Origin of the sequence: Pseudomonas sp. WS 5051 (assembly GCF_012985715.1) — a bacterium.
GTDB classification, from domain to species: domain Bacteria; phylum Pseudomonadota; class Gammaproteobacteria; order Pseudomonadales; family Pseudomonadaceae; genus Aquipseudomonas; species Aquipseudomonas bubulae.
On the sequence record NZ_JAAQWV010000021.1, the window covers coordinates 56445 to 78070 of the forward strand.

Genomic DNA, 21626 nt, shown 5'->3' on the forward strand with positions numbered 1-21626 from the left:
AACGGATTCTGTTATGCGCCTGTTTCACACCTCCGACTGGCACCTGGGGCAAAACCTCCACGGCCAGGACCGCGACTTCGAACACGCCTGTTTTCTTGCCTGGCTACTGACACAGCTCAGTGAGCAGCAGCCGGACGTGCTGCTGATTGCCGGTGATATCTTTGACACCGTCAACCCGCCGGTAAAAGCCCAGGAACGGCTCTACGACTTTATCGTCAGCGCCCATGAGCAACAGCCGAAACTGACCATCGTGATGATTGCCGGCAACCACGACTCCGGCTCGCGCATCGAACTGCCCGCGCCCTTGATGCGTCGTTTACGCACCCATGCACTGGGCCGCGTGCTGTGGCTCGATGATGGCCAGCTCGACGCCGAACGCCTGCTGATCCCCTTGCCCGATGCCAACGGTGAAACCGCTGCCTGGTGCCTGGCGCTGCCCTTTCTGCGCCCCGCAGAAGTCACCGGAGCGCACCTGGGTGATGACTACCTGCGCGGCATCGGCCAGGTCCACGAGTGGCTGATTGCAGCCGCCAACGCCAAGCGCACGCCGGGTCAGGCCCTGATTGCCATCAGCCACGCCCACATGGCGGGCGGTTCGGTGTCCGAAGACTCCGAGCGCAGCCTGATTATCGGCAACGCCGAAGCCCTGCCCGCCAGCCTGTTCGGGCCGAGCATCAGCTACGTTGCCCTGGGCCATTTGCACAAGCCACAGCGGGTCAACGGCGAGGAGCGGATCCGCTACTGCGGCTCACCGATTCCGTTGTCATTCTCTGAAATCGGCTATCAACACCAGATTCTCGACGTGACGCTGGAGGGCGAAATCCTGGTCAGCGTCGAGCCGCGACTGATCCCGCGCGCTGTCAATCTGCAACGTATTGGCCCACTGCCCCTGGCTGACATCCTCACCCAACTGGCCGACCTGCCGGACACCGATCTGCTGGCCGATACCCAGCGCCAGCCGTGGCTCGAAGTGCGGGTCAAGCTCGACGAACCGCAGCCCGACTTGCGCCAGCAAATCGAAACCGCACTGCAGGGTAAATCCGTGCGCCTGGTGCGCATCTCGGCCGACTATGCCGGCAGCGGCAGCCGTGCCTCGGACGACGACGCACGCCTGATCGAACTGGACCAACTGACACCCCAGGAACTGTTCAGCCGCGCCTGGCAAGACAACTACGGCAGTGAAGCCGACGAACAAACCCTCAAGGACTTTGCCGTGCTGCTGCAAGAAGTTCAGCTGGAAGGTGAACAGCCATGAAAATCCTCGCCATTCGCCTGAAAAACCTCGCCTCACTGGCCGGGCCCTTTGAGCTGGATTTCACCGCCGAGCCCCTGGCCAGTGCCGGGTTGTTTGCGATCACCGGCCCCACCGGCGCCGGCAAAAGCACCCTGCTCGACGCCCTGTGCCTGGCCCTGTTTGGGGCTGTGCCGCGCCTCAACAACACGGGGCGCGATGCAAAAGTGCCGGATGCCGATGGCGAAATTGCCACCGGCGACCCGCGCACATTGCTGCGCCGTGGCACCGGTGAAGGCTATGTCGAAGTCGATTTTGTCGGCATCGACGGCCGCCGCTACCGCGCCCGCTGGGAAGCCAACCGTGCTCGCGAAAAAGCCACCGGCAAGTTGCAAGCCAGTCGCCAAAGCCTGCGCGACCTGGACAACGATCAACTGCTGGCGAGCCAGAAAGGCGATTACAAAGTCCAGCTGGAAGCGCGACTGGGGCTCAATTTCGAGCAATTCACCCGTGCCGTGATGCTGGCCCAAAGTGAGTTCAGCGCCTTTCTCAAGGCCGATGACAACGAGCGCAGCGAACTGCTGGAAAAGCTCACCGACACCGCGCTCTACACCCGCCTGGGCAAGCGCGCATTCGACAAGGCCAAAGAGGCCAGGGACGCGCACAAGCAACTGCAGGACCAGGCTGTTGGTGTGACGCCCCTTGAGCCCCAGGCCCGTGCCGAACTGGATCAACAGTTCAACGACGCGCAGCAACAGCTAAAGAACCAGCAAGGCCAGCTCAAGCAACTGGAGCTGCAACACACCTGGCTCAAAACCCTGGGCGAACTGCAAGAACAGCAACTCAGCGCTGCGGAGCAATTACAGCAAGCGCAAACCCTGTGGGACAGCCAGGCCACCCAGTGCCAGACCCTGCACCTGCTCGAACAACTGGCGCCACAACGTCATCAGTTTGCCCGCCTGGCCGAGCTGGAGGGGCAACTGAGCCCATTGGCCGGGCACATCAACGCCCATCTTGCTCAACAGGCCGAACTGGGCCAGCGTCAGACCCGCCTTGAAGCAGAGCTGCAAATCGCCCGCCTGGCTGCAACCCAGGCCCAGGCCCTTCAGCGCGAATGCGCCCCCCAGGTGCAGCAGGCCCTTCTGGAGCAGGCCAACCTTAACCGCCTGACCCAGGCCCTCAACACCCAACAAACCCTCCAGCAGCAGGCCGAACAGGCGTGCGTCGAAGGGCAACTGGCGCTCAACACGCTGCTTGAGCGCCAGCAACAAGGCGCTGAGCGGCTTGTACTCATCGCCACCCAGCTCGAACACAGCAATGCCCTCGCACCACTGGCCAGCGCCTGGGACGCCTATCGCCCAAGGCTTCAGCAACTGGTGCGGTTGAGCAATAACCTGAGCACCGGCCGCAAGGAACTGCCGGGGCTTGAACAGCGGGCCCTGCAGGCCACGCAGGAACTGACCGGGTTGCGCGACAGCCTGGAAATTTTGTTCCAGGAAGCCGGCGCAGAACCCCACGCGGTCAACGAGCAAATCCAGACCCTGGGCAGCCTGCTGCAAGACAACCGTCAGCAACAGCGGGCCTTTGAAGACCTGCAGCGCCTGTGCAGCAGTCAGCAGGCGCTCGATAGCCGCCTGCACGAACTGCATCTCAAGCAACAGGAGGTGCAGCAGGAGCGCGAGCGCCTGAGCCAGCAAGGCATCAAGGCCAAAGCCGACCTTGAAGTGGCTGAGCAAACCTTGCAGGTCACCCGCCAACTGCTGGAGCGTCAGCGCGTAGCCCGTAGCGCCAGCGTCGAGGAACTGCGCGGGCAGTTGCAGGATGACCAGCCCTGCCCGGTGTGCGGCAGCGCCGAGCATCCGTATCATCAGCCTGAAACCTTGCTGCACAGCCTGTCCCGCCATGATGAGCAGGAAGAAGCCAGTGCCCGCGCCGTAGTCGACGGGCTCAAGGAAACCCTCGCCCAGCTGCGGGAAAAAGTCGGTGGCCTGATCGCCCAGCAAAAAGAATTTTTGCTCCAGCAAGAGCGTATCCACCAAGAACAGCAAGCCCTCGCCCCGAGCCTTGAAGCGCATCCGCTCCACGAGCAATGGCTGGCACAGGACCCGGCCAAGCGTGAGCAATGGCTGACCCTGCGCCTGAATCAGTTGCAGCACAGCATCACCCAGGACGAACAGCGCCAGAACGCCCTGCTCGCCTTGCAAAAAGAAGCGGCCCACTTGCAGCAGCAAGTCCAGCGCTGCACCGAAGCCAGCCAGCTCGCCGCCCAGCAACTGGCTGAGCAGCAATTGCACCTCAATGCCGACACTCAGCGCCTTGAGGATGAACTCGGCGAGTTTGCCAGCGTGCTGGCCCCGGCCACCCTCGACGCCCTGCGCGAAAACCCGTCCGCCTGCTTCATGGCCCTCGACCAGCAAGTGGCTGATCGTGTGGCCCAACTCGATCAGCAACGGGACGAACAGGCGGAGCAGGCTGAAAGAGCGAGCAGCATCGAACGCGAGCAGTATCAGCAGGCCAATCGCAGCAAGGAACTGGACACCTTGCAGCACAGCGTCAAGGCGCTGGGCGAGCAGCAACAGGCCAGCCAGCACAGCCTCAAACAATGGCTGGGTGACTTCAGCAGCGCCGAGCAGTGGCAGCAAAGCCTCGAGCATGCCGTCGAACGGGCCCGCACGGCCCAGACCCAGGCCGAACAAGCCCTGCAAGCTACCGCCAACCAGTTGCTCCAGCTCGCGACCGAGCTCAAGTCCGAGCAAGAGCGCCTGCACGCCCTGCAGCAAGAACACGACACCCTCAACGCCCAGCTCGCGCAATGGCGGGCACAGCACAGCGAGGTTGATGACAGTCGCCTGCAGCATTTGCTGGCCCATGACGAAGCACAGGTACGCGAACTGCGCCTGCACCTGCAGAACAGCGAAAAAGCCGTCGAGCAAGCCCGGGTATTGCTGCAAGAACGCGAACAACGCTTGGCCCAACACCAGGCCCATGCCAATGGCAACCTGGACAGCGAGTCACTCAACATCGCCCTTGAGGCGTTGCACGCAGAACTGGCTGCCAGTGAGCAGCAATGTGCCGAACTACGTGCCCGGCAGAGCGAGGATCAACGTCGTCAACAGGCCAATCAGGCATTGGCTCAACGCATTGCACTGGCCTATGACGAATGGCAGCGCTGGGCACGCCTCAGTGATCTGATCGGTTCCGGCAGTGGCGACAAGTTCCGCAAAATCGCCCAGGCCTACAACCTCGACCTGTTGGTCCATCACGCCAACGCGCAGTTGCGCCAACTGGTCCGCCGTTATCGCCTCAAGCGCGGTGGCAGCATGCTCGGCCTGCTGGTGATGGACACCGAGATGGGCGACGAACTGCGCTCGGTGCATTCGCTTTCCGGCGGTGAAACCTTCCTTGTGTCGCTGGCATTGGCCCTGGGCCTGGCCTCGATGGCCTCCAGCACATTGAAAATCGAATCACTGTTCATCGATGAAGGTTTTGGCAGCCTCGATCCCGAGTCCCTGCAACTGGCGATGGATGCACTGGACGGCCTGCAGGCCCAGGGGCGCAAGGTGGGGGTCATCTCCCACGTACAGGAGATGCACGAACGCATCCCGGTCCAGATCCAGGTAAAACGTCAAGGCAACGGTTTAAGCACCGTGGAGGTTAAATGACCGGGCATGTGCTGTATTCGTTCCGCCGCTGCCCCTACGCCATGCGGGCGCGCATGGCCCTGCGCTACAGCGGCGTGCCATTGTCGATTGTGGAGGTCAGCCTGAAAGCCAAACCGGCCGAAATGCTCGCTGCCTCACCCAAGGCTACGGTGCCGGTGCTGGTGTGTGCCGATGGCAGTGTGATCGAGCAAAGCCTGGACATCATGCACTGGGCGCTGGCCCGGCATGATCCGGATAACTGGTTGCAGCCGGGCTGCGCGGCATTGATCGAAGAAAACGACACCCGCTTCAAGGTGCTGCTGGACCGCTACAAATACGCCATTCGCTACCCTGAGCACCCGATGGAGTATTACCGGGCGCAAGGGGCAGAGTTTTTGCAGCGACTGGAAGACGTGCTTGCGCGCTCGGCATACTTGGCCGGGCCTGCGTTGAGTCTGGCGGATGTAGCCCTGGCGCCGTTTGTGCGCCAGTTTGCCCATGTGGACCGCGACTGGTTTGAGCAAGCGCCCTACCCGCGCCTGAATGCCTGGCTGGAGCGTTTTTTGGCATCGGAACTGTTCAGTTCGGTGATGAAAAAACCCTGATGACTCCATGGTGGGAGCGGGCTTGCTCGCGATACAGGCACCCCGGTGGTTCAGATACAGCCCGTTGCCTTTATCGCGAGCAAGCCCGCTCCCACAGGAAAACAGGTGCCGCTCAGCTTCGGGTTTTATGATCCAGGGCCGCATAGAAATTGGCGCTTTGTTGCAGGTATTTTTGGGTGTAGGCCGCGGATTTCTTGTCGCTGACCAGGGTGGTTGCGCTGGCAGGCAGGGCCACGGTGGCGGAGATGGCGCAAGCGGAAATCACGGAGAAAAGATTGAAATTCATGACGATAACCCTCGACGATTCAGTTGGCGTGCTTGCCTGTTAAGGCCGTGAAACCAACTTAACGCCAAGGGTCATCCTGAAGAAATTCATTGCAGCACTAGCGTCTATCAGCGGGATTGATGGACAGCTGCACGCCTTTGTTTACGGGCGGTTGATAAATTTCAGATCAGACGGTGCATCCATTGCCAGGGTTTGTACGGTCTTGCCCAACGTGCCGGTTTCAGGGTCGCGCTCCAGTACCACGATGGCATTGCTCATCTGGTTGGCGATCAACAAAAACTTGCCGTTGGGGCTCAGGGCAAACTCACGCGGGTGATCGCCGTCCACCGAGCGACGCTGGATTTCAGTCAACTCGCCATTGCCCGGATTGATTGCAAACACCAGGATTTCATTGGCCTTGCCACGGTTGCTGACGTACAGGAACTTGCCGTCCTGTGAGGTATGCAATGCACCGGCTGCACGGTTTTGCGCGGGCATGCCGTGGGCCAGTTCCAGTGCCTGACGCTGTTTGAGTCGACCATTGTCATAGTCGAATACAAACACCTGGGCACTCATTTCAGTGGTCAGGTAAGCGTGTTTGCCGTCACCGGAAAACAGCAGGTGACGTGGCCCGCTACCTGCCGGCAGCTCTACAAACGCCGGGTCGGCGGCCACCAGCGGATGGTCCGGGTTGGCTGCCGGGTCGTACCGGTAGACAAACACCTTGTCTGCACCCAGATCACTGGCGTACACAAACTTGCCGTCCGGGGAGGACACCATCGAGTGCACGTGGGCGGACATCTGGCGCTCAGGATTGACCCGGCTGGCAGGATGACTGCTCATCTGGGTCACGGATTGCAACTGACCTTCAGCATTGATCGGCAATACGGCAAGGCTGCCGCCAAGGTCGGCATGCACGCCGTAGTTGGCCACAAACAGATAGCGCCCATCCGCACTCAGGCTGGAATGAGTCGGCTCTTCACCCAGGGTCTTGACCTGGTTGATGAGGGTCAGCTCATTGGTTTTCGGGTCGATGGCAACGCTGCTGGCGCGACCGACGACATCGCTCTGGCCCTTGCCGTTTTCATTGACCACGAACAGACGGGTCTGGTCTTTGGACAAGGTCAGCCACGAAGGGTTGGCGGCCTTGAACACTTGCAGCGGCTCAGGGGTGATACGCCCTTTGGCGCTGTCAAACTGCAACCGGTAAATGCCCTGGCTTTTGCCCTGAGTGTAGGAGCCAACCAGCAACTCGACTTCATCCCGGGAATCGGCCTGGGCCGACATTGCACCTACGCTCAGAGCCATCAACACAGGTAAGGTTTTAAACTTCATCTTCAACCTCGACTTCATCGTCATCGTTGTTTGCACTCAAGGCGCTGAGGCAAACCAGACGGTGTTCACCGGAGTCGCCAACGAGGGTCCAGCTTTGCAGGGTGTCGTCAAAGACGCTGGCGTCGATCTGTTCAAGGGTGAACTTCCAGCGCTTTTCGGCTCGCCCGTCCATGCATTTGATGAGCAACTGCACATCGTCCAGAGAAAAATCCCAGGCATGCAGCCCGTCAATCACCAACATGTCGCTGGTTTCAAGGGCTGCGCGCAAGGTCTGGTTTGAATCGCTCATTAATCATTCACCTGTTGGAAAGGCGTAATGATAGGTCAAATCAGCGGTGCAACCCATCACCGTGACGCGTGATTGCTCGGTTGTGGGCGCACCGGACCCCTGACTTTAGTTTATGGCCTGGTCAATGTTGGCCTGTAACGACTGGCGCTCTTTGTTTTCACCCTTCAACAGATCACCGCCAACCGTGGCACCAGAGAGCCGCAGCCGTTCCTGCCCACGGAACGTCGCGACATGGGCCTCGCTGGCTGGCGAGTTGTCGGGCTGATAGTCAAACTTCACGCCGCCGGGGCTGAGGTTGATGCCCTTACCGGCTTCCACCGCCAACGAGCCGCTGGCACTCAGGCCCATGGCGCTCTGGCTGCGGGTGTCAGTAACTTGCTCCAGCGCCAGTTTGCCACCGGCATTGAGGTTGACTGAGCCCGCACCACCGTCAAAGTCGCCGCCTTCATAGCGGGCATCGCCTTGAGTGTCGATGCTCACCCCCTTGGCTCCGGCATAGCGGCCTACCTGGGCCGTACTGGTGCTTTCCTGCGCCCGGTTGAACTCGCCCGAGCCGTTGGCGCGCACATTCACATCTTCCCCGGTTTTGGTATAGACGCGTACGCCAACCTTGGCCGCTACGCCCTGCTCGCTGCGACTGTGGGTGTCGACAGCGGCGCTGGCGTCATGACTGCCCGCCCGGATATTCAAGGCACCGTCGGTTGCACGGTATTGGGTGCCTTCATCCTGCAACTTGCCGCCAACATTGACCTGTACCGTGGCGCCACTGAGCTGACTGACCACCGCCGTACTGCCCTGCTGCGCCTGCGTCTTGTTGTGATACCCCACCTGCCCGTCGAGCCCCACGCTGGCCAGCTCCACGCCGTCCATTAAAGCGGACTGGGGCATCGTGCCCTTGACCAGGCCTTTGACGACTTTTTCCAGCGGATTGCTGAGGCCACTGATCTCGGCACTCACCCCCAGCCCGGCCTGCCAGCCGGTCTCGGTGTGGGAGCTGGACTCGGTGTTGTGTGCCGCCCGGTTGTCCACCCGGGCTGCATTGACCTGCAACCCTGAGCCGGCAACGATCCGGGAACCCGCATTGACCAGTGTATTGTCGGCCTGCACCTGCACATTGCCGGTGGCTGTCACATTGCTGGTTTTGGCCGTGGTCCGGTTGGCGTTGTCCTTACTGTCCTGGCGGGAAAACTCCAGGCCGCTGCCAATCTTGTCCAGGCTTGCTGTCCAGGCAATGCCGCCACCCGTGGTGACATCCCGGGTTTTGCTGTCAGTGCTGTCATGTGCCGCCAACAGTTCGATGCTTTTGCCTTTGAGGTTAACATCGCCCCCGGTCGCGGTAAGGTCCGAGCCCTTGATGCTCACGTTGCCCCCCGCGTTAACGGCCACAGCACGGCCACTGATGCTCGCCCCCTGCTGCTGCGTTGTTTCGGTGACATTGGTGTGCTGCTGATCCTTTAAACCCGCACCCACTCGGTACTCATGGCTGCCGGGCGCAGTTTCTTTGGCACTGGCAGTGAAACCACGGTTGTCGGTACGGGTGGTGTCCCGGGCGTTGTTTTCAGCCGCTACGATCTTGATATCACCCTTGGCCTGTACTCCGGTTTCACCTGTCGCCGACACTGTGGAGCCGCTGACGGTAATGTCCCGGGCGCTTTGCAGCGTGAGGTTACTGTCCGAATGCAGGTCACTGGCGACGAGCGTACGGTCGCTGTGGTCCTTGCGGCTTTCGTCATTGATCAGGGAGAAAAACTTGCTGTCCTTGTTATGACTGCTGTCGCGGGACGTGTCACGGACGCCATCGATCACCAGCGAACCGGTGTCGCTGATCACGCTGGCCTGGGTCCCGCCGCGCACCTGACTGGCACTGATGTGCACATCGTCAGCCTTGACGATCAGCTTGCCACCGGCGTTGACCTGGCTTCCGGTGTGCAGGGTTTTGTCCCCGTCACCCTCGCCCTGGCTGCCGAAGAAGCTGCCACCCAGCAAATCGCCGGAATAGCGCGTGCCGGTGTGGTTCTGGCTGCGGCTGGCACTGGCGATCTCGACTTCACGGGCGCTGAGCTGGATATCCCCCGGGGTTTTCAGCTCGGCCCCTTGTAACTGCAGCTTTTGCCCGCTGGCCAGCTCGATCGACTTGCCTGCCTTGAGGCTGCTGGCAACAGTGCGCTCATCATGGGTTGAGGTGTCCCAGCTTTCCTTCCATAGATGTTTGCGGTGATTGCCCTGATCCCGGGTGTCATGGGTTTCGGTCGCGGCAACAAGACGCAGGTCTTTGCCGCTGTTGATTCCAAGGGTATCGCCCGCCTCTACGTGGCTGCCCTTGATCAGGGTGTCGGCGCCGGAAGACAGCGCGGCGTTTTGCCGGGCCGTGACCTGGGTCCCGTGCTGACGCGAGTCCTGGTCGGTGGTGGTGCGATCAAAGGTTTCATAGGTCACAAAGAGTGCCTTGTTATTCCATTGCTCCCGTTTTTCCTGAAGGGCCTTACTTTCCAGGCTGCTCAGGGTCAGATTGCGACCCGCGTCGAGCTTGACGTTACCGCCGCTGATATCGGCGCCCGCCAGTGTCACGTCTCTGACGCCGTGCAGGTCGACATCGCCCTTGCTGCTGTTCACCCCGGCACGGGTGGCCTCAAGGCTGTTGGCGTGGGTCTGGCCGCTGATCTCGAGATCGCCCGCAGAGCGGATACTCACCCCGTCAGTACCTGCCACCGGCACCGCGCCTATGCGTACCCCCGCCCCTTCGGCTGTGCTGATGATATTGATGCGCCCGGCCTTCATCGCCCCGAACAGGCTGGCGTCGATGCGCCCGTCCTTGGTCGTGCCACCCGGATAGACCCTGTTCACCGCGCCACTGGCGGCGTCGACCTGATTGCGCCCAACCACAAGCGTCAAGGAGTCACGGGCACTGATCTGGCCCTGACTGTCGATCTGCGGCGCGATCAGGCCGATCGCTCCGTCAGGGTTGTCCAGCCCCTGCTGCTGCACGCTCAATTGGCCGTGGGCATCAGCGGTGTTGAAGGCGTGCAGCTTGCCGTTATCCAGTTCGGGCCGCCCCACCACCAGGCTGGCGCTGGGCGCGTTGATGAAGCGGGCGCCATTGACCGAAATCCCGTTGGGGTTGGCCAGCACATAATCGGCCTTGCGCCCAAATACCTCCTGCGCGCCGTTGAGTGCCGACGCGTTGCGACCGATGACCTCATTGAGGATCACACTGGCCGCCTGGCCATGAAATTGCGGATTGGATGCCAGTTGCCCGGCCAGTTGGGATTGCCCCGCCTGCAGTGCGTTGTTCAGCACCACACCCTGGCGATCGACGTTGTAATCGAGGAATTGATTGTGGGACAGCCCGGCCGTGTTGGGGGCGACAATATTGACGATGGGCACTCCGCCCTGGTTGTGCAGTTGCGGCGTGCCGCCGGGGCCATCGACCCCGGTAATGCCATTGGCCAGCGCCAGTGGCGGCAACAGAAGCAGGCTGGCAATCGCACGGCGCAGCGTTCCCTGGGGGGACAGGTAAAAGTGTTGTCTGTTAATAGGCATAGCATCTTCCTTTGCGTGAGTGATGCGGCGACACACGTCGCCCGGTGTAACGCTTCAGGGGCTTGTCGAGCCCCTGCAGGCGTTAAATCTGCACGCTCAGGCGTGCCAGCCAGACGTGCGGCTCCTGGCTAAAACCCTTGGGAATAGTGAGGTGGCGCTGGTAATCGAGGTCTAGCTGCAGATCCTTCCAGCGCAGGTTGAGGCCCACACTTGCGCCGCTCAGGCGTTGGCCCGCAGCGCCGTACCCGGATTTGACCCAGCCGTTGTCCAGGCCGATGCGGGGGGTGATGCGGATGGGCAGATCATTACGCAGCGGCACGTAAAGCGTGTTGCGCCAGACTGCGCCGATGGCACCGGAGGCGCTGTTGTCGCGATAGCCGCGAACCGCCGAGTCGTCGGTGCCCAGCAGTTGCTCGATGGCGGGCAACGGGTCGGGGCTGTATTACAGCGTCAATTGGCTCTGCCACTGCCAGGGCTGCCCGTAGAACTGGCCGTTGCGCCATTGAATGAGGTTGGCGCGGTACACACCGAACTGCGCTTTGGGCAGGTTGCTCTGCACCTGATCGCTGTCACGGTCTGCCCCCAGCCAGGTCAGGCCCTGGGCATAAGTCACGTCCAGATTCCACACCGCCGCGTCCTGCCAGAACAGGTTGAAACCGGCTTCGGCCACCGTGAGTGTCGGACTCTGGATGCCCAGCCGGGCCTTTTGCAGGTAGGTGTCGACCGCCTTGCGGGTCAACTGCAGATGGGCGCTCAGTTGATGGCCCTGGTCGCGCCATAGCACGCGGTCCGCACGCAGGCTGAGCTGATCGGTGCGACCGCTGCCATAGAGTGTGGTGGTACTGAGTTTGATCGGCGCGCGGTACTCGATATGGCTGGCGAATGCACTCAAGGTCCAGTAACCGTAAGGCACCGAATAGAACAGGCTGTTGCTGCGGCTGAAGCGCGGCCCGTGGTTGAGGGTCTCGCTGAAGCCCAGGTTGAGCGCGTCGTTGAGCTGCAGCGGGCTGTCCAGGCTCAAGCCGATCACCTTGCGATCACGGCCGGTGGCGGCGCTGCCGAGGTTATCCAGGCTCAGGTCCAGCCCCCAATGGGGCTCGTCGGCGCTTGAACGAAGAATGATCCGCGAAGCCCCCTGCACGCTGCCGGGCGCGATATCCGCCGTGACGTCCACCGAGCGCAGCCGGTTGAGCTGGTCCAGCCCCTGTTCCAGATCACGCAGGTTCAGCGGCGCGCCCAGCATGCCGGGGAATGCCGTGCGTAGCGACAGCGGCAGGCTTTGGTCGGCCAGCTCGATCGTTTCGACATAGCCTTCGTCGACCCGGATATCCAGCGGTTGCCCGGCAGAAGGCGTGCTGCTCAGGTAAGGACGGGCGGCGATGTAGCCGGCCTCGACGTACAGGCGGGTGATTTCGGCCAGCAGGTGATTGATCCGGTTGATACCCATGCACGGCGCCACGATGGGCTTGATCCGTGCCTCCAGCACTGCGGGGCGGAACAGGGTGACACCAGCCAGCCGTACCCCTTGGATCGGCCAGCAGTCCACATCTTGCGCGGTGAGCACAGGCTCTGGCGTCACTGAGGACTGTGCGCCGGAACCCTTGCGCTGAAGTTGCCGCTGACGCTGCTCCAGTTGCAGTTGCTGCACGGCCCTTTGTTGTTGCTGCTGCAGGCGCAGGACCTCCTGACCGGGCTGCCCTCCTTCGGCCGCGGCCAGCGCAGAGGAGCACAGGCACAGCGAACACAGAATTCGTGCCAGGGTAAAACACCGGGACCTGATCAGGAGAAGCGCCATCACACGACATCCTTAATACGCCTTGAAGGCGATTAATGGCTCTGAAAAATCCGTATTCAGACCATGTGTCGTTCTAACAGGAGAAAAGTATCCTTATTACATTAAGAAATATTTAGTCACATATCGTTATAAGCCGCTGAGGAACGGCAGGGATACCTCAACCGTGGGAGCGGGCTTGCTCGCGATTCAGGCACTGCGGTATTGCAGTTAAATCCTGTCGATGCCATCGCGAGCAAGCCCGCTCCCACAAAACCACCCCACAGCAGCGTTACACCGCCGCCGCAGGTTTTAAGCGAAAGGCCACGCCAAACCGGTTGTAGGCATTCATCAGGCCGATGCCATAGGTCAGGTCCGCCAGTTCCTTGTCGCTGAATTCGGCGGCTGCGCTCTGGTAGTCCGCATCCGGGATTCCGGTTTGCGCGACGAGCGTGACTGTTTCGGCCCAGGCGAGGGCCACCCGCTCACGGGTCGTGAACAACTCGCCTGCCTCGCGCCACACCGGCACCAGCACCAGCTTTTCGACGCTCAGGCCGGACTTGAGCAGATCCCGTGAGTGCATATCGATGCAGTAGGCGCAGCCGTTGATTTGCGAAACCCGCAGATACACCAGATCAATCAGTGCCTTGGGCAATCCGCTGTTTTGCACATACCCGTACACCCCGCCAAAGACCTTGTAGCCCTCGGGTGAAGCCTTGGAATAATCGATACGCTGGTTCATGACGTGCCCTTGCATTGACTGTTTGAGTGGCGCCATAGTGGGGTTTCTTGGCCCTGTCAAAAAGAGCCAAGATTTGGCTTTATCACCAGGCCATGATCTATCCAGCTACGGGATCAGGCACAAGGGAACACCATGAACCCCCCCATTCCACACTTCTCCCCTCTTGATCCGGACACCAGCGAACCCATTTACCGGCAACTCTACTGGCGCTTTCGGGAAGCCATTGCCAACGGCCTGCTGGCCCCCGGAGAGCGAGTGCCTGCCGCCCGAGCCCTGGCCAAGGAACTGGGGCTGGCCAGGGGCACCATCGATACGGCGTATTCCCTTCTGACCTCAGAGGGCTACTTGCAAGCCCGCGGCCAGGCAGGAACCATCGTGACGCCGGACATCACGATCAAACCAGCACTCGCCACCCGCCCCCCCGAGTCAAGCCCGCCCGTGAGGCACCAGCCCGAGACACTGCCCTTCCAGATGGGCCTGCCAGCGCTGGACGCCTTTCCCAAAAAGGTATGGGCACAAATCGGCGCGCGATGCGTGCGCAGCACTCGTGCCCAGGACATGGCCAACCCGTCGGCTCACGGCCTGCAATCATTGCGCACGGCCATTGCCACTTACCTGCAGGTTTCCCGCGGTATCGCCTGCTCTGCCGCCCAAGTCTTCATCACAGCCGGCTACCGGGACACGTTGTCGCTGATCGCCCATGCTCTGCTCAAGGCCGGTGACAGGGTATTGATTGAAGACCCCGGCTACCCGCCGACCCGCCAGTTACTGGAGCAACTGCAGATCCAGACCGTGGCCCTGCCGGTCGATCATGACGGCATGCAGCTGCCTGCACAGGGTAGCGAGGCGCTGCGCGCCCAGGCGGCCGTCGTCACACCCGCCCATCAAAGCCCCTTGTGCGTATCGCTATCGCTGTCCCGCAGGCTGGAGCTGCTGGCCTGGGCCAGCCGGCAACAGGCATGGATCATCGAGGACGATTACGACGGCGAATACCGCTACGTCAGCCGCCCGCTACCCGCACTCAAAAGCCTGGACCGTGATGGACGGGTGCTCTACAGCGGCACGTTCAGCAAAGTGCTGTTTCCGGGGCTACGGCTGGCTTATGTGGTGGTACCCCAAGCCCAGGTTGAATACTTTCAACAGGCCAGCCAGACCTTTCGCAGCGGTTGCCCGGAACTGACCCAGGCCATCGTCGCGACGTTCATGACTGAAGGCCATTTCGCCCGGCATATCCAGCGCATGCGCAAGCTTTATAGCGAGCGCAGGGCGTTTACCATGATAGGGCTACAAAACGTGCTGGGGACTCGCGTGCGCATTGATGCCAACCCGGGGGGCATGCACCTGATCCTGCGCCTTGAAGGCCAGCCGCCGGATTGGCAACTGGTGGAGCGCATGCGCCAGGACGGGCTCTTTGCCGAAGCGCTGAGCGAGTGGAGCCTGCAGGGGGAAAAACCTTCGGGCCTGCTGCTGGGGTTTGCCAACATCGCCTCCCAGGCCAGTGCCGAAATACTGGGCGAGCGGATCCTGGCGCTGCTCAAGCCTGCCGGTTAGAACCTGTGGGAACAGAGGCAAAACGCGGTGATGCCATCGCGAGCAAGCCCGCTCCCACACTGTTGTGTGAACACCTTAGTCCTGCGATACAGGCGCCACCCATCAACGATCGGAGCCCTACGTCTCAACATCAAATAAAACAGCGCGGTTCGCGCAACAGCGCTTCCAGTTCCACCGACGGCAGAGGCCTGCAAAAGAGATAACCCTGCACCTGATCGCACCCGTTTTTCGTCAAGAACTCTAGTTGCTCTCGGGTCTCCACACCTTCAGCGATGACTTGCAGGCCAAGGCTGTGAGCCAGCTCGATAATCGTACGAGCAATGGCAGCATCCTGAGGGCTGAAGGTGACTTCACGGATAAACGCGATATCGATTTTGAGCGTGTCGATGGGGAAACGGCTCAGGTACGCAAGGCTCGAATAACCGGTGCCAAAGTCGTCGATGGAGATTTTCACGCCGATGTCCCTCAGTGTCAGCAAACTGCTGACGGTATGGGGCGTGTTCTCCATCAGCGAGCCCTCGGTCAGCTCCACCTCAAGCAAATGGGGGTCGAGCTGATGGGCCTTCAGCGAGCGCTCGATATCATTGACCAGATCGCCTTCGCAAATCTGTTGCGCCGACACATTCACCGCCACTTGCAACGACCCCAGTCCTGAGCGCTGCCATTGGGCAATCTGGCTGCACACGCGGTCGATCACCCACTGGCCCACCCGGGATATCAGCCCCAGGGTTTCCAGCAGCGGCACGAAAACCGCCGGAGAAACAGCGGCATGCCCCGGCCGGTGCCAGCGCAACAGTGCTTCCACACCGCAGATCCGACCGTCTGCCAGGCCTATCTTCGGCTGGTAATACACCTCGAACGCCTGCTTGCGAACCGCATCGCGCAATGCGGTTTCAAGTTCCTGGCGAGCCATGACCTCGACGTTCATTTGTGCCGTGTAAAAACGGTAAGTGTCTTTGCCCGCCTGCTTGGCGAGCCCCATGGCCGTATTGGCATGCTTGATCAGGCGGTGCGCCTCGGCGCCATCGTCCGGGTACAGGGCAATCCCGTAACTGGCCGTCATCGGTGTGTCATGGCCATGCAGCTTGAACGGATCACGTAGCACCTCGCGGATGCGGTCAACCATCTGCCTGGGACCTGCCTGGCCTTTGCGGATCATCAGGATCAGCGCAAGTTCGTCGCCATCCATCCGTCCCAGGGTGTCACTGACATTGAGGCAATTGGACAATCGCTGGCTGAACTCTGCCAGCACCTTGTCCCCCATCAAATGGCCCCAGGTCAGGTTGATGTTCTTGAAGTCGTTCAGGCCGATCGTGACCACGGCCAGCTGCCAACCCCGCAACGCAGCCTGGGTCAGCCCCATCTGCAGGGTGGTGTAGAACAGGTCGCGATTGGGCAATCCTGTCAGCGGGTCGTAATTGGCCATTTTCAGCAGCCGCTCATCGGTCCCCATCGCAGAGCGAAAACGCTCCAGGTCGCTGGTGCGTTTTTCCAGCTGCTGCTCAAGCATCAGGGTATGCACCGCCCGATGGTCGCCAAACGCCTTGAGCCGCAGCAGATTGCGCACCCGCAACCACAGTTCGTCACTGGCGACCGGCTTGCACAGAAAGTCCTCGGCACCCGCCTCAAGCCCCAGAAGACGGGCGCTCTGCTCGCCCTGGCCCGACAGCATGATGATGGGAATATTGGCCGTAGACGCATTCGCCTTGAGTCGACGGGCCACCTGATAGCCGTCAATACCGGGCATCGTGGCGTCGAGCAGGATCAAGTCCGGAGGCTGTTGGGCGACCGTGGCCAGGGCCTGTTCACCCGAGCCGGCAGTCAGCGTGCGATAACCCTGTTCTTGCAACAAGGCTTCGAGCAGTGAGCGGATCTGAACGTCATCATCAACGATCAGGAGTGTGGCAGGTATGTTGGACATGGAAAGCGCTCAAATAAGGGGCCGCCAAGGCAATTTCAAGCTTGATCTGCAGGGAAATCCACTTAGCGTCTGATACCCGTATAGAGGAGCAGTTAAGCACCGATACGGGTGCTTCACCACGACAGCAGAAAACAAAAAAGCACCCTCAGGTGCTTTTGCTTGTCAGTCCAGCGCAGAAACTTGAACCCGTGTGGGAGCGGGCTTGCTCGCGATGCAAGCGACACGGTCAGACAGTCACACCGCGCCGTTCCAATCGCGAGCAAGCCCGCTCCCACAGCACTCATTGACTGACGGGCATTACCCGGTCGAGGTGCTTTTTGGCCAACGCCATCAACCCTGGGTTCTGGCCCGCGCCGTGTGCAGCTTCTTGTAGCTCTCGATCAGGCGCAGATGCTTGTCCAGCCCTTCGAGCTTCATGCTGGTTGGCGTCAAGCCATGGAAGCGCACGGTGCTCTCCACCGACCCGATCGCGGCATCCATCCGCTCGTTGCCAAACATCCGACGAAAGTTGGCTTCGTAGTCTTCCAGCTCCAGGTCTTCGTCCAGTTTCATTTCCAGCACAGCATTCACGGCCTGGTAGAACAAGCCGCGCTCTACCGTGTTGTCGTTGTACTGCAGGAACATTTCCACCGCTTCCTTCGCCTCTTCATATTGCTCCAGGGCGAGATAGATCAGCAGCTTCAACTCCAGGATCGTCAACTGGCCCCAGGCGGTGTTGTCGTCAAACTCGATGCCGATCAAGGTAGTGATATCGGTGTAATCATCCAGCTCGCTTTCCACCAGACGCTCAACCAGGCCTTTAAGCTCGCCCAGATCCAGGCGATGCAGATTCAGGATATCGGCACGGAAGAACAGCGCCTTGTTGGTGTTATCCCAGATCAGGTCGTCGGCCGGATAGATTTCCGAATAGTCCGGCACCAGGATGCGGCAGGCCTTGGCGCCGAGATGCTCATAGACCGCCATGTACACTTGCTTGCCCATGCCTTCGAGAATCCCGAACAGGGTTGCGGCCTCTTCGCTATTGGCGTTTTCACCCTGGCTGGTGAAGTCCCACTCAACGAATTCATAATCGGATTTCGAGCTGAAGAAGCGCCACGACACCACACCGCTGGAATCGATAAAGTGCTCGACGAAGTTATTGGGCTCAGTCACCGCGTGACCTTCAAAGGTCGGCTGAGGCAAATCGTTGAGGCCTTCGAAACTGCGGCCTTGCAACAACTCCGTCAGGCTGCGCTCCAGTGCCACTTCCAGGCTCGGGTGCGCACCGAATGAAGCGAACACGCCGCCAGTGCGTGGATTCATCAGGGTGACGCACATCACCGGGAACTCACCGCCCAGGGATGCATCCTTGACCAGCACCGGGAACCCCTGCTCTTCCAGCGCCTGGATACCGGCCACGATTCCCGGGTACTTGGCCAACACCTCTTGCGGCACATCCGGCAGGGCGAATTCACCCTCGATGATTTCGCGTTTGACCGCACGCTCAAAAATCTCCGACAGACACTGCACCTGGGCTTCGGCCAAGGTATTGCCTGCGCTCATGCCGTTGCTCAAAAACAGGTTTTCGATCAGGTTGGACGGGAAATACACCACCTCACCGTCCGACTGGCGCACGAACGGCAGCGAGCAGATACCGCGCTCCTCATTGCCGGAATTGGTATCGATCAGGTGGGAGCCGCGCAACTCGCCCTCGCGGTTGTAAACTTTCAGGCAGTGGGCATCGAGAATCTCGGGCGGCAGCTCATCCTTGCGCCCTGGCTTGAACCAGCGTTCTTCGGGGTAATGCACAAACTCGGCATTGGCGATCTCTTCGCCCCAGAACTGGTCGTTGTAGAAGAAGTTGCAGTTGAGCCGCTCGATAAACTCGCCCAATGCCGACGCCAGGGCGCCTTCCTTGGTCGCACCCTTGCCGTTGGTGAAGCACATCGGCGATTGCGCATCGCGGATATGCAGCGACCACACATTCGGCACGATATTGCGCCACGACGCGATCTCAATCTTCATGCCCAGGCCAGCCAGAATGCCGGACATATTGGCAATGGTCTGCTCCAGTGGCAGATCCTTGCCGGCAATATAAGTACCCGCCTCGGAACCGCTTGAAGGCATCAGCAGCGCCTGAGCGTCGGCGTCGAGGTTTTCCACCTCTTCAATCACAAACTCGGGCCCGGCTTGCACCACCTTCTTAACGGTGCAGCGGTCGATGGAGCGCAGGATGCCCTGACGGTCCTTCTCCGAGATATCCGCAGGCAACTCGACCTGAATCTTGAAAATCTGGTTGTAGCGGTTTTCGGGGTCAACAATGTTGTTCTGCGAGAGGCGGATATTCTCGGTAGGAATATTGCGGGTCGCGCAGTACAACTTAACGAAGTAAGCCGCGCACAACGCCGACGAAGCGAGGAAGTAATCGAACGGACCAGGAGCCGAACCATCGCCCTTGTAACGGATAGGCTGATCGGCAACCACGGTGAAGTCATCGAACTTGGCTTCAAGTCGGAGGTTGTCGAGAAAGTTGACCTTGATTTCCATGCGGGATTACCAGAATAACCAGACAAATAATTGGCGGCCATTATCCGGTTTTTCAGCGTGAAGTCTTGTGCTTTTGCGCGGCGCCCGCTGGCCGGCGTCAAGCGGACCCTGGGCAAAAACTGTAGTCGCTGCCGAGCAGCGCGAGGCTGCGTCAGCCTTCATGCGCCGCAGCAGCCGCAGCAGCCGCATGAGCCGATCCGAGACTCCGGATACACAGGATCACCAGGCGTAACCTTCTGCGCAGTAACTCACAAACCGCTCAAACACCCAAGTTAGCGTAAAGAAAAAACAAACACTTATATAAGAACTCACTTATTTACCAAACTTAAAACCGAAAACATATATACCCGATGCATCAATAATCTCGACCCAATGTTCTAACCAAGTGCCACACACTAAACAACTTCAGCGGCGCTATTTACACAGACATATCATAATGCCACTATCGCTACAGGCAAACCGACCACAAGGCACGGTACGCCCCCGGCACGACTCGCTTTCAGGCCAACTCACACCGGCCAGCGCACACCTCCCCGCCCGTACAAGGCCCAGGGAAGGGTCGCCACACCGCCCAGAGCAGTGCCCGCTACCACAGGGCCCGGCTCCAGGCACCTGCCATTGGGCGGAGTTATTTTTAGTCGGGAACGGCCAAAATGTTATTTATTGTCAGGCAATAAATATTGAAATACGCCTATATAGCCTGAATATAAATCTCTGCCGATTTAAAGGTTGATATTGCAATCGTTTCGCAGTTAATATTTTCGTTGTTCAACTTCGTACCGCCCATTATCTGTAATAAAGCAGGAGCCACTGCGCTCCCGCCCAGGCCATCGCCACATCTAACTGATGCGGGCAGCCTTTATTGATAGGCACTGCCATCTCCTGGATCGGGGATATTGGTCGTGACGAATCGTTAAATGCTCTCGCCGGCTGAGCATGTTTGGCACAAAGGAAGCTGCCTTGTTTAAACGAATCATGATTGTCTGCATTGGCAACATTTGCCGCAGCCCCACCGCCGAACATCTCATGCGGGTCGCACTGGCGCCCTCCGACATCGTCGTGAGCTCCGCAGGCCTCAGTGCCGTAAAAAACAAGCCCATCGAAGCCACCGCAGGCCTGATCCTGGAAGAGCACGGCCACATCGTGCCCGAGCACAGCGGCACCCAGCTGACGGCTGCTGCCATAAATGAGTCCGATCTTATTTTGGTCATGGAACAACATCATATTGGTGGTGTCCTAAGCATCTCTCCAGAGGCACGGGGCAAAGTGTTCCTGCTGGGCAAATGGCAAGACAACCGCGAAATCAACGACCCGTACCGTCAAGGCAAGCCAGCCTTTGTCCACGCGTATGCGCTGATCGACGCCGCAGTAAATGCATGGGCCCAGCGGATCAAACGCTGAGCCATCCCTCGAATTACCTGTGAAGATAAAGAACCGACTTATGCAGCAAGCACCCGTGACAAAGCTCCATGAGCAAGATGACGACAACGACCAGATTGACCTGATGGGGTTGTTGGGCACGCTGATCGATCATAAATGGCTGATTGCAGGCGTGACCGGCGTCTTTATGGCTGCGGGGGTTGCCTACGCCCTGCTGGCTACACCGGTGTACCAGGCGAATGCGTTGATTCAGGTTGAAGCGAAGAAAAACGATATGCTGGGCTTCTCTGATATCGGCAGCATGCTGGGTAAAGAATCGCCATCGGCAACAGAGATTGAACTGATCAAGTCCCGTAAAAATATCGGTGCTGCTGTCGACAATCTAAAGTTGGATATTAAGGTTGAACCTAATTACTTCCCGCTGATCGGCGAGTTTGTAGCACGCCGTTTTAAACCTGATGCAGAAAACAGTGTGGCCAGCCCGATGTTCGGCATGGACAGTTTTGCGTGGGGAGGCGAAAAACTGAAGCTTGCTGAATTGACATTGCCTCCGGAATTGCTGGGCAAGCAATTGACCTTGGTCAGCGGAGAATCTGGCAGTTTTACATTGCTGGACGATGACGACAATCTGCTGATTAAGGGGCAGGTCGGTGAATTTATTAATGAAAACGGCATTAAACTGCAAGTTGAAACACTAAAAGCTAGGCTCTGTACGTAAACCCAAGAAATACGATTTTCTGTAAAATACACCGCCATTAAAGCCAGGAGGCCAAGATGGCAAAGCGGTATGAACTCCCCGACGCAGCCTGGGATCTGGTTGCAGATATCT

At 59.8% G+C, this 21626-nt stretch carries 12 protein-coding genes and 2 pseudogenes; 6 read left to right on the plus strand and 8 right to left on the minus strand.

Annotated elements, in window-relative coordinates; all coding sequences use genetic code 11:
• The first annotated feature begins 13 nt into the window (after positions 1–13).
• Genes HBN79_RS22235 through HBN79_RS22245 form a run of 3 tightly spaced genes read left to right on the plus strand, consistent with a single transcriptional unit; the run spans position 14 to position 5477 of the window.
• The gene (locus HBN79_RS22235) at positions 14–1255 is read left to right on the plus strand and encodes an exonuclease SbcCD subunit D C-terminal domain-containing protein (RefSeq protein WP_169917202.1); all 1242 of its coding nucleotides are present in this window, start codon (positions 14–16) and stop codon (positions 1253–1255) included.
• Positions 1252–4893 (plus strand): AAA family ATPase, encoded by a 3642-nt coding sequence (locus HBN79_RS22240; protein ID WP_169917203.1) that lies wholly within the window; start codon positions 1252–1254, stop codon positions 4891–4893. Before HBN79_RS22235 ends, HBN79_RS22240 begins: the two co-directional genes overlap by 4 nt.
• Positions 4890–5477, plus strand: coding sequence for a glutathione S-transferase (locus tag HBN79_RS22245; RefSeq protein ID WP_169917204.1), 588 nt, complete (start codon positions 4890–4892; stop codon positions 5475–5477). The genes HBN79_RS22240 and HBN79_RS22245 overlap by 4 nt, the downstream gene beginning before the upstream one ends.
• Positions 5478–5589: 112 nt before the next feature.
• On the opposite strand, the gene HBN79_RS22250 is transcribed toward HBN79_RS22245, so the two are convergent.
• The 6 genes and pseudogenes from HBN79_RS22250 to HBN79_RS22275 all read right to left on the minus strand — a co-directional run bounded on the left by HBN79_RS22250 (position 5590) and on the right by HBN79_RS22275 (position 13419).
• Positions 5590–5763 carry a hypothetical protein gene (locus HBN79_RS22250; protein WP_162837101.1) on the minus strand — a complete coding sequence of 58 codons (174 nt, stop codon included), beginning with the start codon at positions 5761–5763 and terminating at the stop codon, positions 5590–5592.
• Positions 5764–5904: 141 nt separating this feature from the next.
• Positions 5905–7077, minus strand: a complete 1173-nt coding sequence (locus HBN79_RS22255) for a lactonase family protein (RefSeq protein ID WP_169917205.1) — start codon at positions 7075–7077, stop codon at positions 5905–5907.
• On the minus strand, positions 7067–7366 hold the full coding sequence (locus HBN79_RS22260) for a DUF5629 family protein (protein ID WP_095023500.1): 300 nt from the start codon (positions 7364–7366) through the stop codon (positions 7067–7069). The genes HBN79_RS22255 and HBN79_RS22260 overlap by 11 nt, the downstream gene beginning before the upstream one ends.
• 105 nt (positions 7367–7471) lie before the next feature.
• Positions 7472–10906 carry a hemagglutinin repeat-containing protein gene (locus HBN79_RS22265; RefSeq protein ID WP_169917206.1) on the minus strand — a complete coding sequence of 1145 codons (3435 nt, stop codon included), beginning with the start codon at positions 10904–10906 and terminating at the stop codon, positions 7472–7474.
• An 82-nt stretch (positions 10907–10988) separates the two neighbouring features.
• Positions 10989–12701, minus strand: a pseudogene (locus HBN79_RS22270) (ShlB/FhaC/HecB family hemolysin secretion/activation protein).
• Positions 12702–12969: 268 nt separating this feature from the next.
• A complete protein-coding gene (locus tag HBN79_RS22275) occupies positions 12970–13419 on the minus strand; it encodes a carboxymuconolactone decarboxylase family protein (RefSeq protein ID WP_095023596.1) in 450 nt (149 codons plus the stop codon).
• 132 nt (positions 13420–13551) lie between these two features.
• Here HBN79_RS22275 and HBN79_RS22280 point away from each other — a divergent pair, with 132 nt between their 5' ends.
• The gene (locus tag HBN79_RS22280) at positions 13552–14970 is read left to right on the plus strand and encodes a PLP-dependent aminotransferase family protein (RefSeq protein ID WP_169917207.1); all 1419 of its coding nucleotides are present in this window, start codon (positions 13552–13554) and stop codon (positions 14968–14970) included.
• Positions 14971–15100: 130 nt separating this feature from the next.
• Here the strand turns inward: HBN79_RS22280 and HBN79_RS22285 are convergent, their stop codons facing one another.
• Both HBN79_RS22285 and HBN79_RS22290 read right to left on the minus strand, forming a co-directional pair.
• Positions 15101–16891, minus strand: a complete 1791-nt coding sequence (locus HBN79_RS22285; protein WP_169917208.1) for an EAL domain-containing protein — start codon at positions 16889–16891, stop codon at positions 15101–15103.
• A gap of 330 nt (positions 16892–17221) precedes the next feature.
• Positions 17222–19417: an OsmC domain/YcaO domain-containing protein gene (locus HBN79_RS22290; RefSeq protein WP_169917209.1), complete on the minus strand. Its 2196-nt coding sequence runs from the start codon at positions 19415–19417 to the stop codon at positions 17222–17224.
• A gap of 960 nt (positions 19418–20377) precedes the next feature.
• Between HBN79_RS22290 and HBN79_RS22295 the strand changes: the two genes are divergently transcribed.
• Positions 20378–20818: a low molecular weight protein-tyrosine-phosphatase gene (locus HBN79_RS22295; RefSeq protein ID WP_169917210.1), complete on the plus strand. Its 441-nt coding sequence runs from the start codon at positions 20378–20380 to the stop codon at positions 20816–20818.
• A 40-nt stretch (positions 20819–20858) separates the two neighbouring features.
• Positions 20859–21500, plus strand: a pseudogene (locus tag HBN79_RS22300) (Wzz/FepE/Etk N-terminal domain-containing protein); the annotation flags it as partial.
• Positions 21501–21626: the final 126 nt, after the last annotated feature.

Bases quoted from the DNA above. Each gene is read 5' to 3' on its own strand.
- HBN79_RS22235 (WP_169917202.1), top strand. From the start codon at position 14: ATGCGCCTGTTTCACACCTCCGACTGGCACCTGGGGCAAAACCTCCAC.
- HBN79_RS22240 (WP_169917203.1), top strand. From the start codon at position 1,252: ATGAAAATCCTCGCCATTCGCCTGAAAAACCTCGCCTCACTGGCCGGG.
- HBN79_RS22245 (WP_169917204.1), top strand. From the start codon at position 4,890: ATGACCGGGCATGTGCTGTATTCGTTCCGCCGCTGCCCCTACGCCATG.
- HBN79_RS22250 (WP_162837101.1), bottom strand. From the start codon at position 5,763: ATGAATTTCAATCTTTTCTCCGTGATTTCCGCTTGCGCCATCTCCGCC.
- HBN79_RS22255 (WP_169917205.1), bottom strand. From the start codon at position 7,077: ATGAAGTTTAAAACCTTACCTGTGTTGATGGCTCTGAGCGTAGGTGCA.
- HBN79_RS22260 (WP_095023500.1), bottom strand. From the start codon at position 7,366: ATGAGCGATTCAAACCAGACCTTGCGCGCAGCCCTTGAAACCAGCGAC.
- HBN79_RS22265 (WP_169917206.1), bottom strand. From the start codon at position 10,906: ATGCCTATTAACAGACAACACTTTTACCTGTCCCCCCAGGGAACGCTG.
- HBN79_RS22275 (WP_095023596.1), bottom strand. From the start codon at position 13,419: ATGAACCAGCGTATCGATTATTCCAAGGCTTCACCCGAGGGCTACAAG.
- HBN79_RS22280 (WP_169917207.1), top strand. From the start codon at position 13,552: ATGAACCCCCCCATTCCACACTTCTCCCCTCTTGATCCGGACACCAGC.
- HBN79_RS22285 (WP_169917208.1), bottom strand. From the start codon at position 16,891: ATGTCCAACATACCTGCCACACTCCTGATCGTTGATGATGACGTTCAG.
- HBN79_RS22290 (WP_169917209.1), bottom strand. From the start codon at position 19,417: ATGGAAATCAAGGTCAACTTTCTCGACAACCTCCGACTTGAAGCCAAG.